The following is a 15083-nucleotide window of genomic DNA, read 5'->3' as shown; positions in this document are numbered from 1 at the left end:
TTATAATGGCTGGTAAACTGCCAATGCGGCGAGTAACTATCAGCATCAATCGACTTTAGCAAGAAGCACTCAGTCTTTTGCGTACAGCGATGACTGGGTTCCATTCCTGGCACGGTTCCAGATTTGGTCGTCGGTTAGGCTTGTTTCGATGAGTTCAACTGGCACACCTGAGTTGTCGATCACTGCTACCTTATAGTCGTCGATGGGTTCGTAGGGGCCGAGAATCAATGTGTGACCAGCCACTGCCAAATCGAGATTACTGACTCGATAAGCGACATGAGGCACTGTCTTCAATAAATGGTGCAGAGGGGAATCATCTGTAAAGCGGTGCCACTGAACCGGTAGTGGACCTGTCAGATCGTCACTGGTCCACATACCCACCCTCGCCGCATAACGCTCCCCTTCTCTCATTTTGTCGGTTGGAATTCCAACGTGGTGTAGAGAATAGATCACCCCTTCACGTTTCACTTTCTTATACTCCTGATAAACAGTCTTGTTAAAGCATACATCGAAACCATTCACCGTTAATCGAACATCGTGTAGCGCGAATCTGCCATTCGCCGCTTCAGCTTGATGCTCGTGAAACTGCGGTGCAGTTGTTGATGGCTTTGAATTTACCCCGTCAATGGCAACCAATTCTCTCTGAATAATCCCAATTCCAGGCACAGCACCATGAACGGGCGGCAGACGCCTTGGAATGAATGCGGTTCAGATAGCCGTAACCTTAGATCTTCAGGAGGTTGCAGGATGGCGAGCCGGTCGGCCAAACTTAGCCAGCTTCGCCTGCGCACTACGCCGCCCGCCGCTCTTTTCTACGATGGGTATTGCTCTGGAAGGGTGGCCAGTAGCACCACGGGATTTGCTCATACTCCGCGCCAGCCTTTTTCGGCTAATGTGAAAGGGGCCTTTGCCTGATTCACTTCCCTGAATGCTGGAGTCTGACAATGAAAACCATCGTTTCCATGCTGTCGATTGCTCTGTTGGGTCTGGTGCTTGGCGCCTGTGTCGCTGTCGGTGCGTCAAGCGGCGGCGCCGGTGAAATGGAAATACGCTCGGGTAAAATCGAGCAGATCAACCAAACCCAGATGCAGACCAATCACGACAGCGGCGTCGGCGCAATCTTGGGCGGTATCGGCGGACTTGGGCTAGGCAGCCTGATCGGACGAGGCACCGGTCGCGATGTGGCAATGCTCGCTGGCGCACTCGCTGGTGCGGCAGGCGGTAATTACGAGGAAAAACGCCAATATGACCAGCCCGTCGATGCCCAGCAGATCATCGTCAGAACCAACAGCGGCGTATTGGTCTCGGTGACTCAACCGATCAATCCATCGTTGGCAAAAGGCATGAATGTGTATGTCGAAGGCGCCGGCAGCCAGGCACGGGTAGTTGCGCAGCACTAATTGCACGCGTACAAGCGGCCCGGATGCAGAGCGCCTCCGCATCCGGGCATCAATCAATAGCGCTCATGCTCGTTCGCAACATCCGCTGCCAGACGAAGTTCATCATTGGCCTGCGCCAGCAACTCCTTGGCCCGAGCCGCATGGCCGCCAAGTCGTGAGTTGTTGTCGAACTGTGCCGTGCCAATCAGTTGCCACGCTTGAACAATGTGTTCCTGAGCGGCCCGCAAGTTACCGTGCCGCCCGCCGATGTCGACAAATGGCTGCTCGGCCTGACTGACGCAACCATAAATGAACGATGAGCAAACAACGCTGCAGATGAGAAGCTGCTTCCTGGTCATTGACTTCGCCCTCTAAAAAAACGAGAGTTCGTTCAGCCGTTGAAGTTTAGTTCAGTCCGAAAACCTGACAGGTTGAGCGGGTGGGTTTCGCAACTTGCGCAGCTGAAGTCCTCATCTACACTGCGAAAATTGTGCAAAACGTTTCAAAGCCACGTAAACCGCGGCGTGTACGGTATCGGCCACCCGGTGCCGGCAACGAAGAGGCGAATTACGTTGTAGTTCTTCGACAGGCAACCGAAGGTCGCGATCATGCTTAAAGCTTTCGCCGTCCGCGCTTTTGCACGTTATGCCGGTGTCGCGGTTTTCGCGCTGACCGGTTGCGTCACTCAACCGCCCACAGAGCCTTCCTCACCGCCACTGCGCGACAATCCCGAGTTCACCTACGATGCCAGCGGCGTGACCCACGCGATGCTCACGGCTGCCGAACAGCAGGTCAATGTCGGCAACGAGCGCTACGTATCCTTGGTGTTCAACGGTGACTACGACTCGCCGCTGATTCGCACGCGACCCGGCGGCGTCATGTCGATTCGACTCGATAACCAAATGGATGAAATCACCAATATTCACTTCCATGGCATGACCGTGTCGCCTCTGGACGAAGGCGACAATATCTTCCGCATGACCCAGCCGCATACCGTTTCGCAGTACGACGTCAAACTTCCGAAAGACCACAGTCCCGGCGCCTACTGGTATCACAGCCATTTCCACGGCGGCGCGCAGCGTCAGGTCTCGGCAGGAATTGCCGGGCCGATTCTGGTCGACGGCATGCTCGATCCGTTTCCCGAACTCAAGGGCATCAAGGAGCGCGTGCTGGTCCTGCGCAACTTCCAGAAAACCCTGACCGGCAAGGTCGCCAGCGAAATCATCACCAGCGCGCCGTCGATTCGCACCATCAATGGTCAGGAGGTGCCGACCATCGACATCAAACCCGGCGAAACCCAGCTCTGGCATTTCATCAATATCGCCGCCAACCAATATTTCCGCATCCGCATCGATGGGCAGTCGATGCAGATTCTCTCGCGGGATGGGAACACCGTAACCCGCCGGGTTGACGATGATCAGGTACTGATCGGGCCGTCGGCGCGCTTCAGTGTGTTGGTGGTCGGCCCCGCCGCCGGCACCCACGATGTGGTGATGGAAGCGGCCAACACCGGACCTGCCGGCGACAGTTACCCCGCCACCCGACTGGCGATCCTGCGCTCCAGCGGCGACCCCGTGGCCACGCGGCAGATCACCAGCCCCTACCCGCCCGCCGAGGACTTCAGCACGGAATCGGTGAACAAGACCCGGCAATTTGTATTTCAGGATTCCGCCACCGACCCGACCGCGTTCCTGATCAATGGCACCCGCTTCGAACTGGACAAGGTCAATACCACCGTCAAGCTGGGTGATGTAGAAGAGTGGCGGCTGCTCAATCCGTCTCAGGAACTGCATCAGTTCCACATCCATCAGGTGGATTTTCAGGTCACTGAAATCAATGGCAAGCCCGTGCCGTTCAGTGGCTACCGCGACAATATATTCATCCCGGCGACCGGCTCGATCACCATCCGGATTCCGTTTCGCGACCCTGTGATCCTCGGCAAATTCGTCTACCACTGCCACATCCTCGAACACGAGGACGGCGGGATGATGCAGGCGATTCAGGTGGTCAGGCCCGAAGACTACGAGCAAGCCGTCAAGCTTGAGCCGTTAGGAGGCCTCTACGGTGAAAACAACCAGTTGTGCGCCTTCCTGCGCAACACCGGACAGAGCCCGAAAACGTCCAGCCCGCTGATCAAGCCACAGATCAAGTAGAGGGGCCGCCATGAGCAATTATCGCTTGGCAGTGTTGTTGCTGGGTTCGGTGTGCGCCGCCGAGTCGGTGCTGGCTGATGACGGGCAATACCCCAACGTTGGCATGGACTACGACGCAACCTTCCAGTTCGATCATGTGCATGCCGACACTCCGCAAGGTGGCAATCGCAACAGCTCTGATGCCTACCCGGACATCAACAGCACCTTCTACTTTCGTTTCAGCCGCGACCAGCAGATTCAGCTGTCCACCGAGATCAACCCGATCGACCCGCCGAAGCCCGGTCAGAAGCGCTTCTTCGACGATGTTGGACTGGTGGTCAACGACCTCAACTATTACCAGAACAACGCCAATTCAGCGTTTATGGTCGGCAAATACCATGTGCCCTTCGGACGTGCGGCGGATACCGCGCCGGGGCTGTACACCGAGGACTTCGTCGCCACTTATGATCTGGACGGAATGCTCGGCGGCACGGTGGCCTACCGTTACTTCGATCAGACACTGGGCATGATCGAACCGAATGTCAGTGTCTACACCGCTGATAATTCATTTCTCGGTCGCCCTTATTTTCGCCATGGCGAGAAACTCCAACGCTCCGACGGTGGACCGTCCAACACCGGCAAACTCGACTCCTATGCGCTGACCGTGAACTGGCTGGCGATTCCGGCGATTCCTTTCCTGGAAATGCAGGTCGGTTATATGGCTAACAAGCAAGGGGAGGACGTTCCGCAAAACGGTAATGCAGCCGACGAAACGATCAAGGTCGCCTCTGCGCGTTACATCTGGGCCTACGCGCCCAGCACCGATCTGGAGCCAACGCTGGCCGGGCATTACTTCGATATTGTGCCCTTCGTCGAATTCGCCGACGTGCATAACGAGGACGCTATTCAGGGTAACGACACACGCTACCTGACCACCTCGCTGACTTTCGATTTCGGCGACTGGGCGGTCGGCGCGACTCGCACCGATAAGCAACGCCAGTCTACCGGTGGTGCCGATCATCAGGATTACCTCAACGAGTTGAGCGTGACCTACAACATTACCGGGCAGATCAAGTTGGGCGTGTCTGCCGGCACGCAGAAAGAGGACGGCCAGGTGTCGGACTTGATCGGCCTGGCACTGACATACTCGGGAGGTTATTGACTGATGTGGTTGAAAACGATCGCCGCAACACTGGTGTTGATTGCCTGGACAGCGAGTGCCTCGGTCACGCCGCGTGACGATGTCGGTGGGCCTTTCCAGTTGACCAACCAGAACGGCCAGCGCGTGACCGAGCGCAGTTTCGGTCAGCCGACACTGCTGTATTTCGGCTTCATGACCTGCCCGGCCATTTGTCCTACCGATCTTGCGAAAATGGCCCGCATCAGCCGACAACTGCAACAGGAGCAAGGCATCAAGGTGCGGCCGGTCTTCGTCACCATCGACCCGGAACGCGACACGCCAAAGAAGCTCAAGGCATACCTGCAGTACTTCGCCAGCGACTTTGTCGGCCTGACCGGTTCGGCGCAAGACATCACCCGCATTACCGATCTCTATCACGTTTACTACAAAAAAGTGCCCTACGGCGACAAACCCGGGGAGTACATGATGGATCACTCGACCATTCTGTTCCTGCTCGACAGCCAGGGCCGCTACCTCAAGCATTTTGGTCGGGGGACGGACGAAAAGGAAATCAAACGGCAAGTCATTACTGCGCTGGCAGATGCATCGAATTGATTAATGAGCAATGGCCAGAGGGACCGGCCGCGTTGTTTTTTGTCGGCTTCCAACTCCTGCGAGGGAAAATGCCATGAACGAACCCAAAAAACCAGTCGGTTTAAACGAAGACATCTGCGTTCATATCTTTGCGGCGTCAGCCGCCATGGTCGGTGTATGCATTACGGTTATCGGGATTTTTCAAGTGGTCACGACGTTACGAAAAGAGGGCACGATCGGCGATGACTTGCTCGCGATCAACGCCATTTTTTACTTGATTACCACCCTTCTTTCGTACTGGGCCTTGCGCACTCAACAGTTGAGCCGCAATCATTTATTGGAACAGATTATCGACGGTCTTTTCCTCTTCGCCCTGACCTGCACGACGTTTATCGCCGGCTTTATCACGTGGGCTCTCACCTTTACGGCATGACAGTAAAACGTTTCAGACTGTCTCGGCCAAAAGCGAGATGACGATCCCATTCTGAGGTGATTATCAAATGACCAATACCCCCACCGTCATCCAGTATGTGCTCTCCAGGCTGGCCGAACTCAGTAATACTGATGTCTTTGAATAGATGGATTTAAATCAAGGCGGAATACTTTATGCGGCCGAAGGCTGGCATCAAGAGCTAGATCCGGGTAAAGAAAATCTGATTTCGGATCATGATGGAACCCAAGACGCGTAGCTGTTTGTGCTGAGCGAATATTGGGCTGAGAGATGATTGCCAGGATTTGACCCGCCGCTACATCTTGGCAGCATCCATCCAGCACCAGGCGCATGGCTTCAGATGCATATCCTGCACCCCACGCAGCTCTGCGAAAACGCCACACAGCTTCAACGGCAGGTGCAACTGGCAGCGTCGAACGGACTGGTTGTAATCCCGCCAGACCAAGAAACGCCCCAGCAACGTCCGCGACGTGGAACACACCCCACCTATTGGCAGCCATGCATTCCCGGTACCTCAATATGGACGCGGCACTGCCCTCCACTAATGCCGGTCCGCCCAACAACCCATTCACTTCAGGCTCAGAATTCATCGAGATCAGCGAGGACAGATCCTCATGTGACCAAGCTCTCAATACGAGACGAGGGCTACGCAGAATTAAGGTCGGTATTTTTAACCCAATATCGTTCAAGGACACGTTGAAGACCATTCAATACAAAAGGAATCGTCAGATATTCTACCAGCCCCATGCTGGCTGATACTCGATGGCATCACATTCGCAAAATCTTGCATCGGGCCGCTTGGGGGCGAAAGCCGCCCCTCGTCACGGAGAGCTTTCGGCCAGCAACGGCAGTTCGCCGGGCCCGCAAGGCTGGTTTAGTTCGGCTGTGACCGAGGACAGAAGCTGCTCTTTTTCCAATAGCGGGGATACACCTTCCACGAACTGCTCGATCCGCTCGTTCGTGGCGTTGTCCGCGTCATAGAAATAAGCAATCTGCGTATTTTTCATGCCGCTATATCCGAAGACCCCTTCCACGATTTGATTCTGAATCGCCTGTGCATAGCCATGGCGTTCATAGCCACTCTCATTGCCGGCCGCCGTTGCGACAAGCAGGACAGGAATGTCGCGCATGATGCCAATAACCCTCCCCTTCTCATCGACGCTATAAGCCCAACCAACGTTAAAGACACGTTCCAACCATCCCTTGAGCATCGAGGGGACAGACCACCAATAAACCGGAAATACGAACACGAGCATGTCAGCCTGATGAACCCGCGCTTGTTCACGCGTGATCTCAGGTGCAATATCACCGGCCCCGCGGTAGAGCATTACATCCCCCGCAGTCATTGCGGGCGAAAAACCTTCCGCATGAAGGTCCGCGATCTCTACTTCGATGTCCTGCCTGACAAGGACTTCGCCGATATGATCGGCAATAGCATGGCTGAGGGAGCCTGGAACGGGATGAGTGACAATGACAAGCGCTTTTCGAACCTGATTATTCATAAGTGCCCTATAAAAGAATAAATTGAATTCAACATTGGTAATTTCACCATAAGCCCCGACTATACAAGCAGATATCAGACTGCCTCTTTAGCAACGCGCGCATTAGCTTCTTCCGCCTCGCCTGAAGACTTACTCTCCCCCTGAGAAACATCAGGTTTGTCTGTTTCAGTAGCCTTTTGATTCTGCACCCGTACTTCAGGCTCATTAAACCGCAGCTTATTACGTTCATGGTGCCGTTGAAGCGCCTCCGCACCATCTGCAGCAAAACCAGCGACATGGATAACAGCCAGAGAGGCGATGACAAACACTTTCAGAACGATGTTCATAAACTTTTCCCAGACTATTTTTAACTTGGCTAGTTGATATATAGGTCTGTCATATGAAGACCGCCGGCCAAGGCTGCGCAGTTTACTCGAGCGTAAGATCGATATAATCTAGCTAAAATCGGATTGATATTACGAGAACTCGGACAATGGCGCTGGATCGACTGGAAGCAATGCGGGCATTCTGCAGGATCGTCGAGATAGGGAGCTTCGGCGGCGCCGCCGAGTCGTTGGGGCTAGCGAAAACGACCGTTTCGGGACAAATCCAGACCCTGGAATTGCTGCTGGGAATCAAGCTGCTGCACCGTACCACCAGAAAGGTCTCCCCCACTACTGAAGGAGCTGCGTACTACCTGCGTGCCAGAGCCGTTCTAGAAGATGTTGATGATCTGGAGGCTTCCGTTTCGTTGAGCCGCAGCGCTGCGCGTGGCCGGGTGCACATTGAAATGCCAGCAGCGGTAGGCTTGCTTTTAGTTGTACCGGCACTGCGTGAATTTACCGTGCAATACCCCAATATCCATCTGGATATCGGCTGTAGCGATCGGGTAGTGGATCTAGTAGAGGAGGGAATTGATTGCGCGATCAGAGGCGGCGTCGTAACGGACCCAAACCTGGTCTGCAAGATCATCGGGCAAGTTCAACTGGCACTCTGTGCTTCTCCTCACTATTTGCGAGAAGCCCCCAGCCTTTCAGCGCCGGACGATTTATTCCAACATCGTAATTTGGGCTACAGATTTTCCGCTAACAACCGACGGTACCTTCCCACCATGTTTCGTGATGACGAAGCATTCAACCTGGATGTACCGGTGTCGATGTACTTTAACAACGGCAGCGCCTATACCGCGGCTACGGTTGCCGGACTGGGAATCGCTTTCGTACCGCGGGCGGAAGCACAACCGCTCATTGACCAGGGGCTATTGACCGAGGTTCTACCGGATTGGAGGTTAGAGGCGATTACCCTTTCACTGGTCTATCCGTATACTCGGCACTTGTCCGCTCGCGTCAGAGCGGTCACCGATTGGGTGAGTGATTTGATGCACCGGAATCAATTCTGGAAGAATGATTAAGCGGCTTACTTTAAACGCTGCCCGCCTATTGCGAAGCAGCGCATTGCGATAAGTTACATAACACTTGCTTAAAGCAGGTGCAGCGGACAGCTTCAGCGCGGGGTCATACACATGCAACGCGCCGATCTTCAGGGTACCTTTTTGCGAGCGAATGAGCGCTTTACCGGTGGCCAAGCAACATTGTTGGAAACATCCAGTACTGCCAACATGTGCGACGTCTGCGATAATGCCGACCACAGCGGCGCGAAGGCATATCGAGTGCTCGTGCCCACATCCGCTACTTGGGTTTGGAGGACTTCATGCGTGACATTATTGACGGCTTTCTGCGCTTTCAGCGCGAGGTTTATCCGCAACGCGTCGAGCTGTTCAAGCAGCTCGCGACGGCACAAAATCCGAAGGCGTTGTTCGTCACCTGTTCAGACAGTCGTGTTGTGCCGGAACTCCTTACGCAGCGTGAACCCGGTGAACTGTTCGTGATTCGCAACGCCGGCAACATTGTGCCGTCTTATGGCCCTGAACCGGGCGGTGTGTCGGCTACCGTCGAATATGCGGTCGCCGTGCTTGGCGTACAGGACATTGTGATCTGCGGCCATTCGGACTGCGGGGCGATGGGCGCGATTTCACGCTGCACGTGCCTGGATCACCTTCCGGCAGTTGCTAATTGGTTACGTCACGCGGACGCCGCGAAAGCGATTAACGCGGCGCACGAGTTCGACACGCCCCGCGCAAAGCTCGACGGCCTCGTGCGCGAAAACGTGATCGCGCAACTGGCGAACCTGCGCACACATCCATCCGTGGCCCTCGCGCTCGAGCAAGGGCGCATGAATCTGCACGGCTGGGTTTACGACATCGAGGCGGGATGCATCGATGCACTTGATGGCGCGACACGACAATTCGTTCCACTTGCTGATTCGCCGACCACCGTTGCGATTGCAGCGCGTAACGGCAGACAGATGTGATAGTGGGCGTCTCCCAAGGTCGCAACAGCCCATCAATCCGCGACAGCAACTTGATTTCGTCCATACGACTTGGCTTTGTACAGCGCTCTGTCTGCATTGTTCATCAAGCTAGAAAGGCTTTCTTCGTTAAAGTCCGATGACGCTACGCCAAGGCTGGCGGTTATGCGATCAGCTGGCTCAGCCTTGAGTCTGGAGATGGCCTGGATCAGTTCCTGGGCAATGCTCATGGCGACGTCCAGTGTGGTGTCAGGAAGCAAAATAGCGAACTCCTCGCCTCCCAGTCGACCATGAACATCGGTTTCACGGATAGATGCAGTGATCACCGCCCCCACCTGACGCAGCACCTGATCCCCCACCTGGTGACCGTAAGAGTCGTTGATGTGCTTGAAGTGATCCATATCGAGCATGACTGCGCACAGCACGGAACCCTTGCTTTTGCATTCACGGTAAAGCTGATCAGCATCATCGAAAAACGCACGGCGATTCTTCAGGCCGGTCAGCTCATCGGTTCTGGCGGCTCTGACAGAAAGCCGGTTTTCCCGCTCCAACTCTCGGGTCAAGCGAAATGCAGTTTCCAGGGCATCGGACATCTTGCGCGTGGCGCTGGCTACAAACGATGCGAACACAAAAACCGCGAGCGCCATGCCGACCTGCAACGTTGACGGTTGAAACAGCAGCCATATGGAGCACGGCAACAAAACCAGTCCGATGGAGACCATCGTCATGTTCCTGTAAGCCGAGTAACACGACACCGCACTGACAGACATACCGACAGTGAAGAGCATGACCACCGCCTGAGCCAACAGGTCGTCGACCGGTATGACCGCGAGTGCGCCCGCCCCCCATATCCCTGCAGACAACATAAGCGTGCACCAGTATCTGCGCTCCCAACGCTGTGGCGTGCGTTCACGGACGTGGCTATGAAAATAGCCAATGAACATTGAGATACGCAGCAACGTCGACAGCGTTAATACCGCTATCCAACCGATAACCACACCGTGATCAAACCGATCCCAACACAGCCAGCAAAGAAGGATTGCCGCCATGTAACTGCCGAAAACGGCAGCGCCGGATTGCCGAAATAACTGCTGCAAGCGATCGGTTCGAACTTGTTCGGCTATTTCCGAGCCCTGATCACTTCTTAGCTCAAGATCATCCATTGAGTCCGCCTGAACATGATGAATCGACAGGACAAATTGTGGCACCTCGCCACCAGCGCAAACAATCGAGAACCTGCAAATCCTGCGATCTTTACCTGAAGCATCGGTGGCGGCCAAGGTTCGGCGTCAGAGATTCAGTATAGGGAGAGAACCAAGGGCCGCCCTCCTCGCCAGTCGACTGGCGTCACCACTGCCATGAATTCGATCGCGATGGCGACCGGACTTCTAACCGAGCAAGGCGAATAACGCTTTTTATAAGATCTTTATACCCCTGCCTCCAGTCCTTTTAACAACTTTCCAGGCTCACGCTTAGGCTTTCCTCAACACGGGAGGAAACGCCATGGACTTCGTCTATTTGATACTCGGTGCAGTGTTTTTCATCAGCTTGATCGGGCTGGCACGCGGTTGTGCGGCGCTCAACAGGAGGCGGTCATGACAGGGTTCTATGTGTTTGGCGGCATCATCGCCGCCGGTTTGCTGGTGTATCTGGTTGCCGCGCTTCTGCTCCCGGAGGACTTCCTATGACCACTCAAGCCTGGACTCTGCTCGGAGTCTTTCTGCTGGTGCTGGCGGTTCTGGCCTGGCCACTCGGGCGCTGGTTGACCGCAGTGATGGAGGGCCGGTTTAGCCTCGGCTCACGCATCGAGTCGCCGCTGTATCGACTGGCCGGCGTCAGTGCTGAAGCACAAATGAGCTGGCTGCAATACGCCCTCGCGCTGATCGTGTTCAACGCGCTGGGCATGCTGGCGGTTTACGCGCTGCAGCGACTGCAGGGTGTGCTGCCGTTCAATCCCCAGGGATTTGGTGCGGTGACGCCCGACTCTTCGTTCAACACCGCTGCCAGTTTCGTCACCAACACCGACTGGCAAGGCTATAGCGGCGAGGCGACGCTGAGTTACCTGACTCAGATGCTCGGCTTGACCGTGCAAAACTTCTTGTCGGCGGCCACCGGCATCGTGGTGGCGGTTGCGCTGATTCGCGGATTCGCTCGCCACAGCGCCGCCAGCATCGGCAACGCCTGGGTCGACTTGACCCGTGTCACCTTGTGGGTGTTGCTGCCGCTGTCGCTGATTTTCGCGCTGTTCTTCGTCAGCCAGGGCGCGATCCAGAATCTTCAACCTTACAAACAAGTCACGACGATGGAGGTCATGCAATACCAGGCGCCGGTGCTCAATGACGCCGGGCAGCCAAGCCTCGACGCCAAAGGCAATCCTCTGACCACAGCGGCCAGCACCGACAAGCAGACCATCGCGATGGGCCCTGTCGCTTCGCAGGAAGCCATCAAGATGCTCGGCACCAACGGCGGCGGGTTCTTCAATGCCAACTCGGCCCACCCTTTCGAGAACCCGACAGCCCTGAGCAACTTCTTTCAGATGCTCGCCATCTTCCTGATCCCGACGGCGCTGTGCTTTGTCTTCGGCCACATCGTCGGTGACATCCGGCAAGGCTGGGCGTTGCTTGCGACGATGACGATCATCTTCGTGATCGCGGTGGTGGCGGTCACGCATTACGAGCAACTGGGCAACCCACAATTCTCGGGCCTGGGAATCGATACGGCGGCGGGCAACATGGAAGGCAAGGAACTGCGCTTCGGCATCAGCGCCTCGAGCCTGTTCACCGCGATCACCACCGCAGCATCCTGTGGCGCCGTGGTCACCATGCACGACTCGTTGACGCCACTGGGCGGCGCAGTGCCGCTGATTTTGATGCAACTGGGTGAGGTGGTGTTTGGCGGTACCGGATCGGGCCTCTACGGCATGCTGGTGTTCGCCATTCTCGCGGTGTTCATCGCCGGGCTGATGATTGGCCGGACGCCCGAGTACCTGGGCAAAAAGATCGAAGCCTACGAAATGAAGATGGTCGCCATCGCGATCCTCGCAACGCCGTTGCTGGTGTTGTTCGGCACCGCGATTGCGGTCATGGCCGAGGCCGGGCAACTGGGAGTAGCCAACCCCGGCGCCCATGGCTTCTCGGAAATCCTCTACGCCTTCACTTCAGCAGCCAACAACAACGGCAGCGCCTTCGCCGGCCTGTCGGCCAACACCCCGTTCTACAACGTGATGCTGGGGATTGCTGTCTGGTTCGGGCGCTTTGGGGTGATCGTACCGGTACTGGCGGTGGCTGGCAGCCTGGCGGCGAAGAAACGTCTGGCCGTGACCGGCGGCACCATGCCCACGCATGGACTGCTGTTCGTGGTGCTGCTGATCGGCACGGTGCTGCTGGTCGGTTTGTTGAACTACGTGCCGGCCCTGGCGTTGGGGCCAGTCGTCGAACACTTCATGATGATCAAGTGAGACCACGGCCATGACTCGCAAATCGTTCTCCTTGTTCGACCCGACACTGCTGGCCCCGGCCATGGTCGAGTCCCTGCGTAAACTCAGTCCGAAAATCCAGTGGCGCAACCCGGTGATGTTCGTCGTCTACATCGGCGCGATTATCACCACTGCCCTATGGGTTCAGGCTCTGCGCGGCCACGGTGAGGCCGGCAGCGGTTTCATCCTCGCCATCGCCCTGTGGCTGTGGTTCACCGTATTGTTCGCCAACTTCGCTGAAGCCCTGGCCGAAGGCCGCAGCAAGGCGCAAGCGGCGTCCCTGCGTAACCTGAAAAAGGAAACCTGGGCGAAGAAACTGCGCGAACCGCGCTACGGTTCCGAATGGCAATTGGCGCAATCAAGCGATCTGCGCAAAGGCGATATGGTGCTGGTGGAGGCCGGCGATCTGGCCGACTCGATGATCCCCGCCGACGGTGAGGTGATCGAAGGCGCAGCCTCGGTGGATGAGTCAGCCATTACGGGTGAGTCGGCCCCGGTGATCCGCGAATGTGGCGGCGACTTCTCCGCCGTCACCGGCGGCACCCGGGTGCTCTCGGACTGGATCGTCGTACGCGTGACCGCCGACCCCGGCGAAACCTTTGTTGATCGCATGATCGCCATGGTCGAAAACGCCAAGCGACAAAAGACCCCCAATGAAATCGCCCTGTCGATCCTGCTGGTGGCGCTGACCATCGTGTTCCTCGGCGTAACGGTAACGCTGCTGCCCTTCTCGCTGTACAGCGTTGCAGTGGCGAAGTCCGGCGTGCCGGTGTCGATAACGGTGCTGATCTCGCTGCTGGTCTGCCTGATTCCCACCACCATTGCCGGACTGCTGTCGGCCGTGGGCGTGGCGGGCATGAGCCGCATGATGGAGGCCAACGTGATTGCCACCTCCGGGCGCGCCGTGGAAGCCGCCGGTGATGTCGATGTATTGATGCTCGACAAAACCGGCACCATTACCCTGGGCAACCGCCACGCTTCGGCGTTCCTGCCGGCACCAGGCGTCAAGGAAGCGGATCTGGTCGACGTCGCCCAGTTGGCTTCGCTGGCCGATGAAACCCCCGAAGGACGCAGCATCGTGGTGCTGGCCAAACAGCGCTTCAACCTGCGTGAACGGGACATCGCCGCCCTCGACGCGCACTTCGTGCATTTTTCCGCGCAGACCCGCATGAGCGGCGTCGACCTCGGCGAGCGGCAACTGCGCAAAGGCGCCGGCGAAGCAGTCCTGCGCCATGTACAGAGTCTGGGCGGACACTTTCCCGAAGCGGTGCAAGCGATCGTTGAAGAAGTGTCCCGTCGCGGCAGCACACCCTTGGTGGTGGCCGACGGCGCGAAAGTGATGGGCGTGATCGAGCTCAAGGACATCGTCAAGGGCGGCATCAAGGAGCGCTTTGTCGAACTGCGGCGCATGGGCATCAAGACCGTGATGGTCACCGGCGACAACCGCGTTACCGCAGCAGCCATTGCCGCCGAAGCCGGGGTCGATGACTTTCTTGCCGAAGCCACGCCCGAGCAGAAACTCGAACTGATCCGCCGCTATCAGGCTGAAGGCCGGTTGGTGGCCATGACCGGCGACGGCACCAACGACGCGCCGGCACTGGCGCAGGCCGACGTTGCCGTGGCGATGAACTCCGGAACACAAGCGGCGAAGGAAGCCGGGAACATGGTCGATCTGGACAGTAACCCGACCAAATTGATTGAGGTGGTGGAAACCGGCAAGCAGATGCTGATGACACGGGGTTCGCTGACGACCTTCTCGATTGCCAACGACATCGCCAAGTATTTCGCCATCGTCCCCGCCGCGTTTGTCACCACCTACCCGCAGCTCGCCGCGCTGAACATCATGGGGCTGACCAGCCCGAATTCGGCGGTGCTGTCGGCGGTGATCTTCAACGCGCTGATCATCATTTTCCTGATTCCGCTGGCCCTCAAAGGCGTGAAGTACCGCCCGGTCGGTGCGGCCCTGCTGTTGCGCCGCAACCTGCTGATCTATGGGCTGGGCGGCGTGATCGTGCCCTTCATCGGCATCAAGATCATCGACATGGCACTGGCCGCCGTCGGCCTGGTTTAAGCGAGGATTACTG

The 15083-nt window shown here is 56.9% G+C and carries 16 protein-coding genes; 10 read left to right on the top strand and 6 right to left on the bottom strand.

The features are described 5' to 3' along the window. Positions 1-69: 69 nt before the first annotated feature. The gene (locus NTD85_RS07685) at positions 70-636 is read right to left on the bottom strand and encodes a hypothetical protein (RefSeq protein ID WP_201137706.1); all 567 of its coding nucleotides are present in this window, start codon (positions 634-636) and stop codon (positions 70-72) included. 308 nt (positions 637-944) lie between these two features. On the opposite strand from NTD85_RS07685, the gene NTD85_RS07680 reads away from it, so the two are divergent. Beyond that, positions 945-1400, top strand: coding sequence for a hypothetical protein (locus NTD85_RS07680; RefSeq protein WP_201137705.1), 456 nt, complete (start codon positions 945-947; stop codon positions 1398-1400). A 53-nt stretch (positions 1401-1453) separates the two neighbouring features. Here NTD85_RS07680 and NTD85_RS07675 read toward each other — a convergent pair whose 3' ends face one another. Further along, entirely contained in the window at positions 1454-1738 is a 285-nt protein-coding gene (locus tag NTD85_RS07675) for a hypothetical protein (RefSeq protein ID WP_201137704.1), read from the bottom strand. Positions 1739-1987: 249 nt separating this feature from the next. Between NTD85_RS07675 and NTD85_RS07670 the strand changes: the two genes are divergently transcribed. The 4 genes from NTD85_RS07670 (at position 1988) to NTD85_RS07655 (ending at position 5658) form a co-directional block, all read left to right on the top strand. Beyond that, complete coding sequence (locus NTD85_RS07670) at positions 1988-3532, top strand: multicopper oxidase family protein (protein ID WP_201137703.1); 1545 nt, start codon at positions 1988-1990, stop codon at positions 3530-3532. Positions 3533-3542: 10 nt separating this feature from the next. Next, entirely contained in the window at positions 3543-4673 is a 1131-nt protein-coding gene (locus tag NTD85_RS07665) for a hypothetical protein (RefSeq protein WP_201137702.1), read from the top strand. Positions 4674-4676: 3 nt separating this feature from the next. Beyond that, positions 4677-5246, top strand: a complete 570-nt coding sequence (locus NTD85_RS07660; protein WP_201137701.1) for an SCO family protein — start codon at positions 4677-4679, stop codon at positions 5244-5246. A gap of 73 nt (positions 5247-5319) precedes the next feature. Next, positions 5320-5658 (top strand): hypothetical protein, encoded by a 339-nt coding sequence (locus NTD85_RS07655; protein WP_201137700.1) that lies wholly within the window; start codon positions 5320-5322, stop codon positions 5656-5658. 119 nt (positions 5659-5777) lie between these two features. Here NTD85_RS07655 and NTD85_RS07650 read toward each other — a convergent pair whose 3' ends face one another. The 3 genes from NTD85_RS07650 to NTD85_RS07640 all read right to left on the bottom strand — a co-directional run bounded on the left by NTD85_RS07650 (position 5778) and on the right by NTD85_RS07640 (position 7504). Then, the gene (locus NTD85_RS07650; RefSeq protein WP_201137699.1) at positions 5778-6371 is read right to left on the bottom strand and encodes a GNAT family N-acetyltransferase; all 594 of its coding nucleotides are present in this window, start codon (positions 6369-6371) and stop codon (positions 5778-5780) included. Between the two features lie 126 nt (positions 6372-6497). After that, complete coding sequence (locus NTD85_RS07645) at positions 6498-7178, bottom strand: NAD(P)H-dependent oxidoreductase (RefSeq protein ID WP_201137698.1); 681 nt, start codon at positions 7176-7178, stop codon at positions 6498-6500. A gap of 74 nt (positions 7179-7252) precedes the next feature. After that, entirely contained in the window at positions 7253-7504 is a 252-nt protein-coding gene (locus tag NTD85_RS07640) for a hypothetical protein (protein WP_262141870.1), read from the bottom strand. 146 nt (positions 7505-7650) lie between these two features. Here NTD85_RS07640 and NTD85_RS07635 point away from each other — a divergent pair, with 146 nt between their 5' ends. Further along, positions 7651-8568 (top strand): LysR substrate-binding domain-containing protein, encoded by a 918-nt coding sequence (locus tag NTD85_RS07635; RefSeq protein WP_262141869.1) that lies wholly within the window; start codon positions 7651-7653, stop codon positions 8566-8568. Positions 8569-8867: 299 nt separating this feature from the next. After that, complete coding sequence (locus NTD85_RS07630) at positions 8868-9527, top strand: carbonic anhydrase (RefSeq protein ID WP_003224876.1); 660 nt, start codon at positions 8868-8870, stop codon at positions 9525-9527. Between the two features lie 32 nt (positions 9528-9559). Here NTD85_RS07630 and NTD85_RS07625 read toward each other — a convergent pair whose 3' ends face one another. Continuing rightward, on the bottom strand, positions 9560-10687 hold the full coding sequence (locus NTD85_RS07625; protein ID WP_262141875.1) for a sensor domain-containing diguanylate cyclase: 1128 nt from the start codon (positions 10685-10687) through the stop codon (positions 9560-9562). Positions 10688-11119: 432 nt separating this feature from the next. Here NTD85_RS07625 and kdpF point away from each other — a divergent pair, with 432 nt between their 5' ends. Genes kdpF through kdpB form a run of 3 tightly spaced genes read left to right on the top strand, consistent with a single transcriptional unit; the run spans position 11120 to position 15070 of the window. Further along, a complete protein-coding gene (kdpF, locus tag NTD85_RS07620) occupies positions 11120-11212 on the top strand; it encodes a K(+)-transporting ATPase subunit F (RefSeq protein WP_003224886.1) in 93 nt (30 codons plus the stop codon). Further along, positions 11209-12981 carry a potassium-transporting ATPase subunit KdpA gene (kdpA, locus tag NTD85_RS07615; RefSeq protein ID WP_262141868.1) on the top strand — a complete coding sequence of 591 codons (1773 nt, stop codon included), beginning with the start codon at positions 11209-11211 and terminating at the stop codon, positions 12979-12981. The genes kdpF and kdpA overlap by 4 nt, the downstream gene beginning before the upstream one ends. 10 nt (positions 12982-12991) lie before the next feature. Then, on the top strand, positions 12992-15070 hold the full coding sequence (gene kdpB / locus NTD85_RS07610) for a potassium-transporting ATPase subunit KdpB (protein WP_003224888.1): 2079 nt from the start codon (positions 12992-12994) through the stop codon (positions 15068-15070). Positions 15071-15083 lie beyond the last annotated feature (13 nt).

It is taken from the genome of Pseudomonas sp. 13B_3.2_Bac1 (assembly GCF_025466205.1).
In the GTDB taxonomy this organism is placed as follows: domain Bacteria; phylum Pseudomonadota; class Gammaproteobacteria; order Pseudomonadales; family Pseudomonadaceae; genus Aquipseudomonas; species Aquipseudomonas fluorescens_H.
The sequence above is the reverse complement of the archived record's forward strand: the minus strand, read 5'-3'. Positions and strand labels throughout refer to the sequence as shown.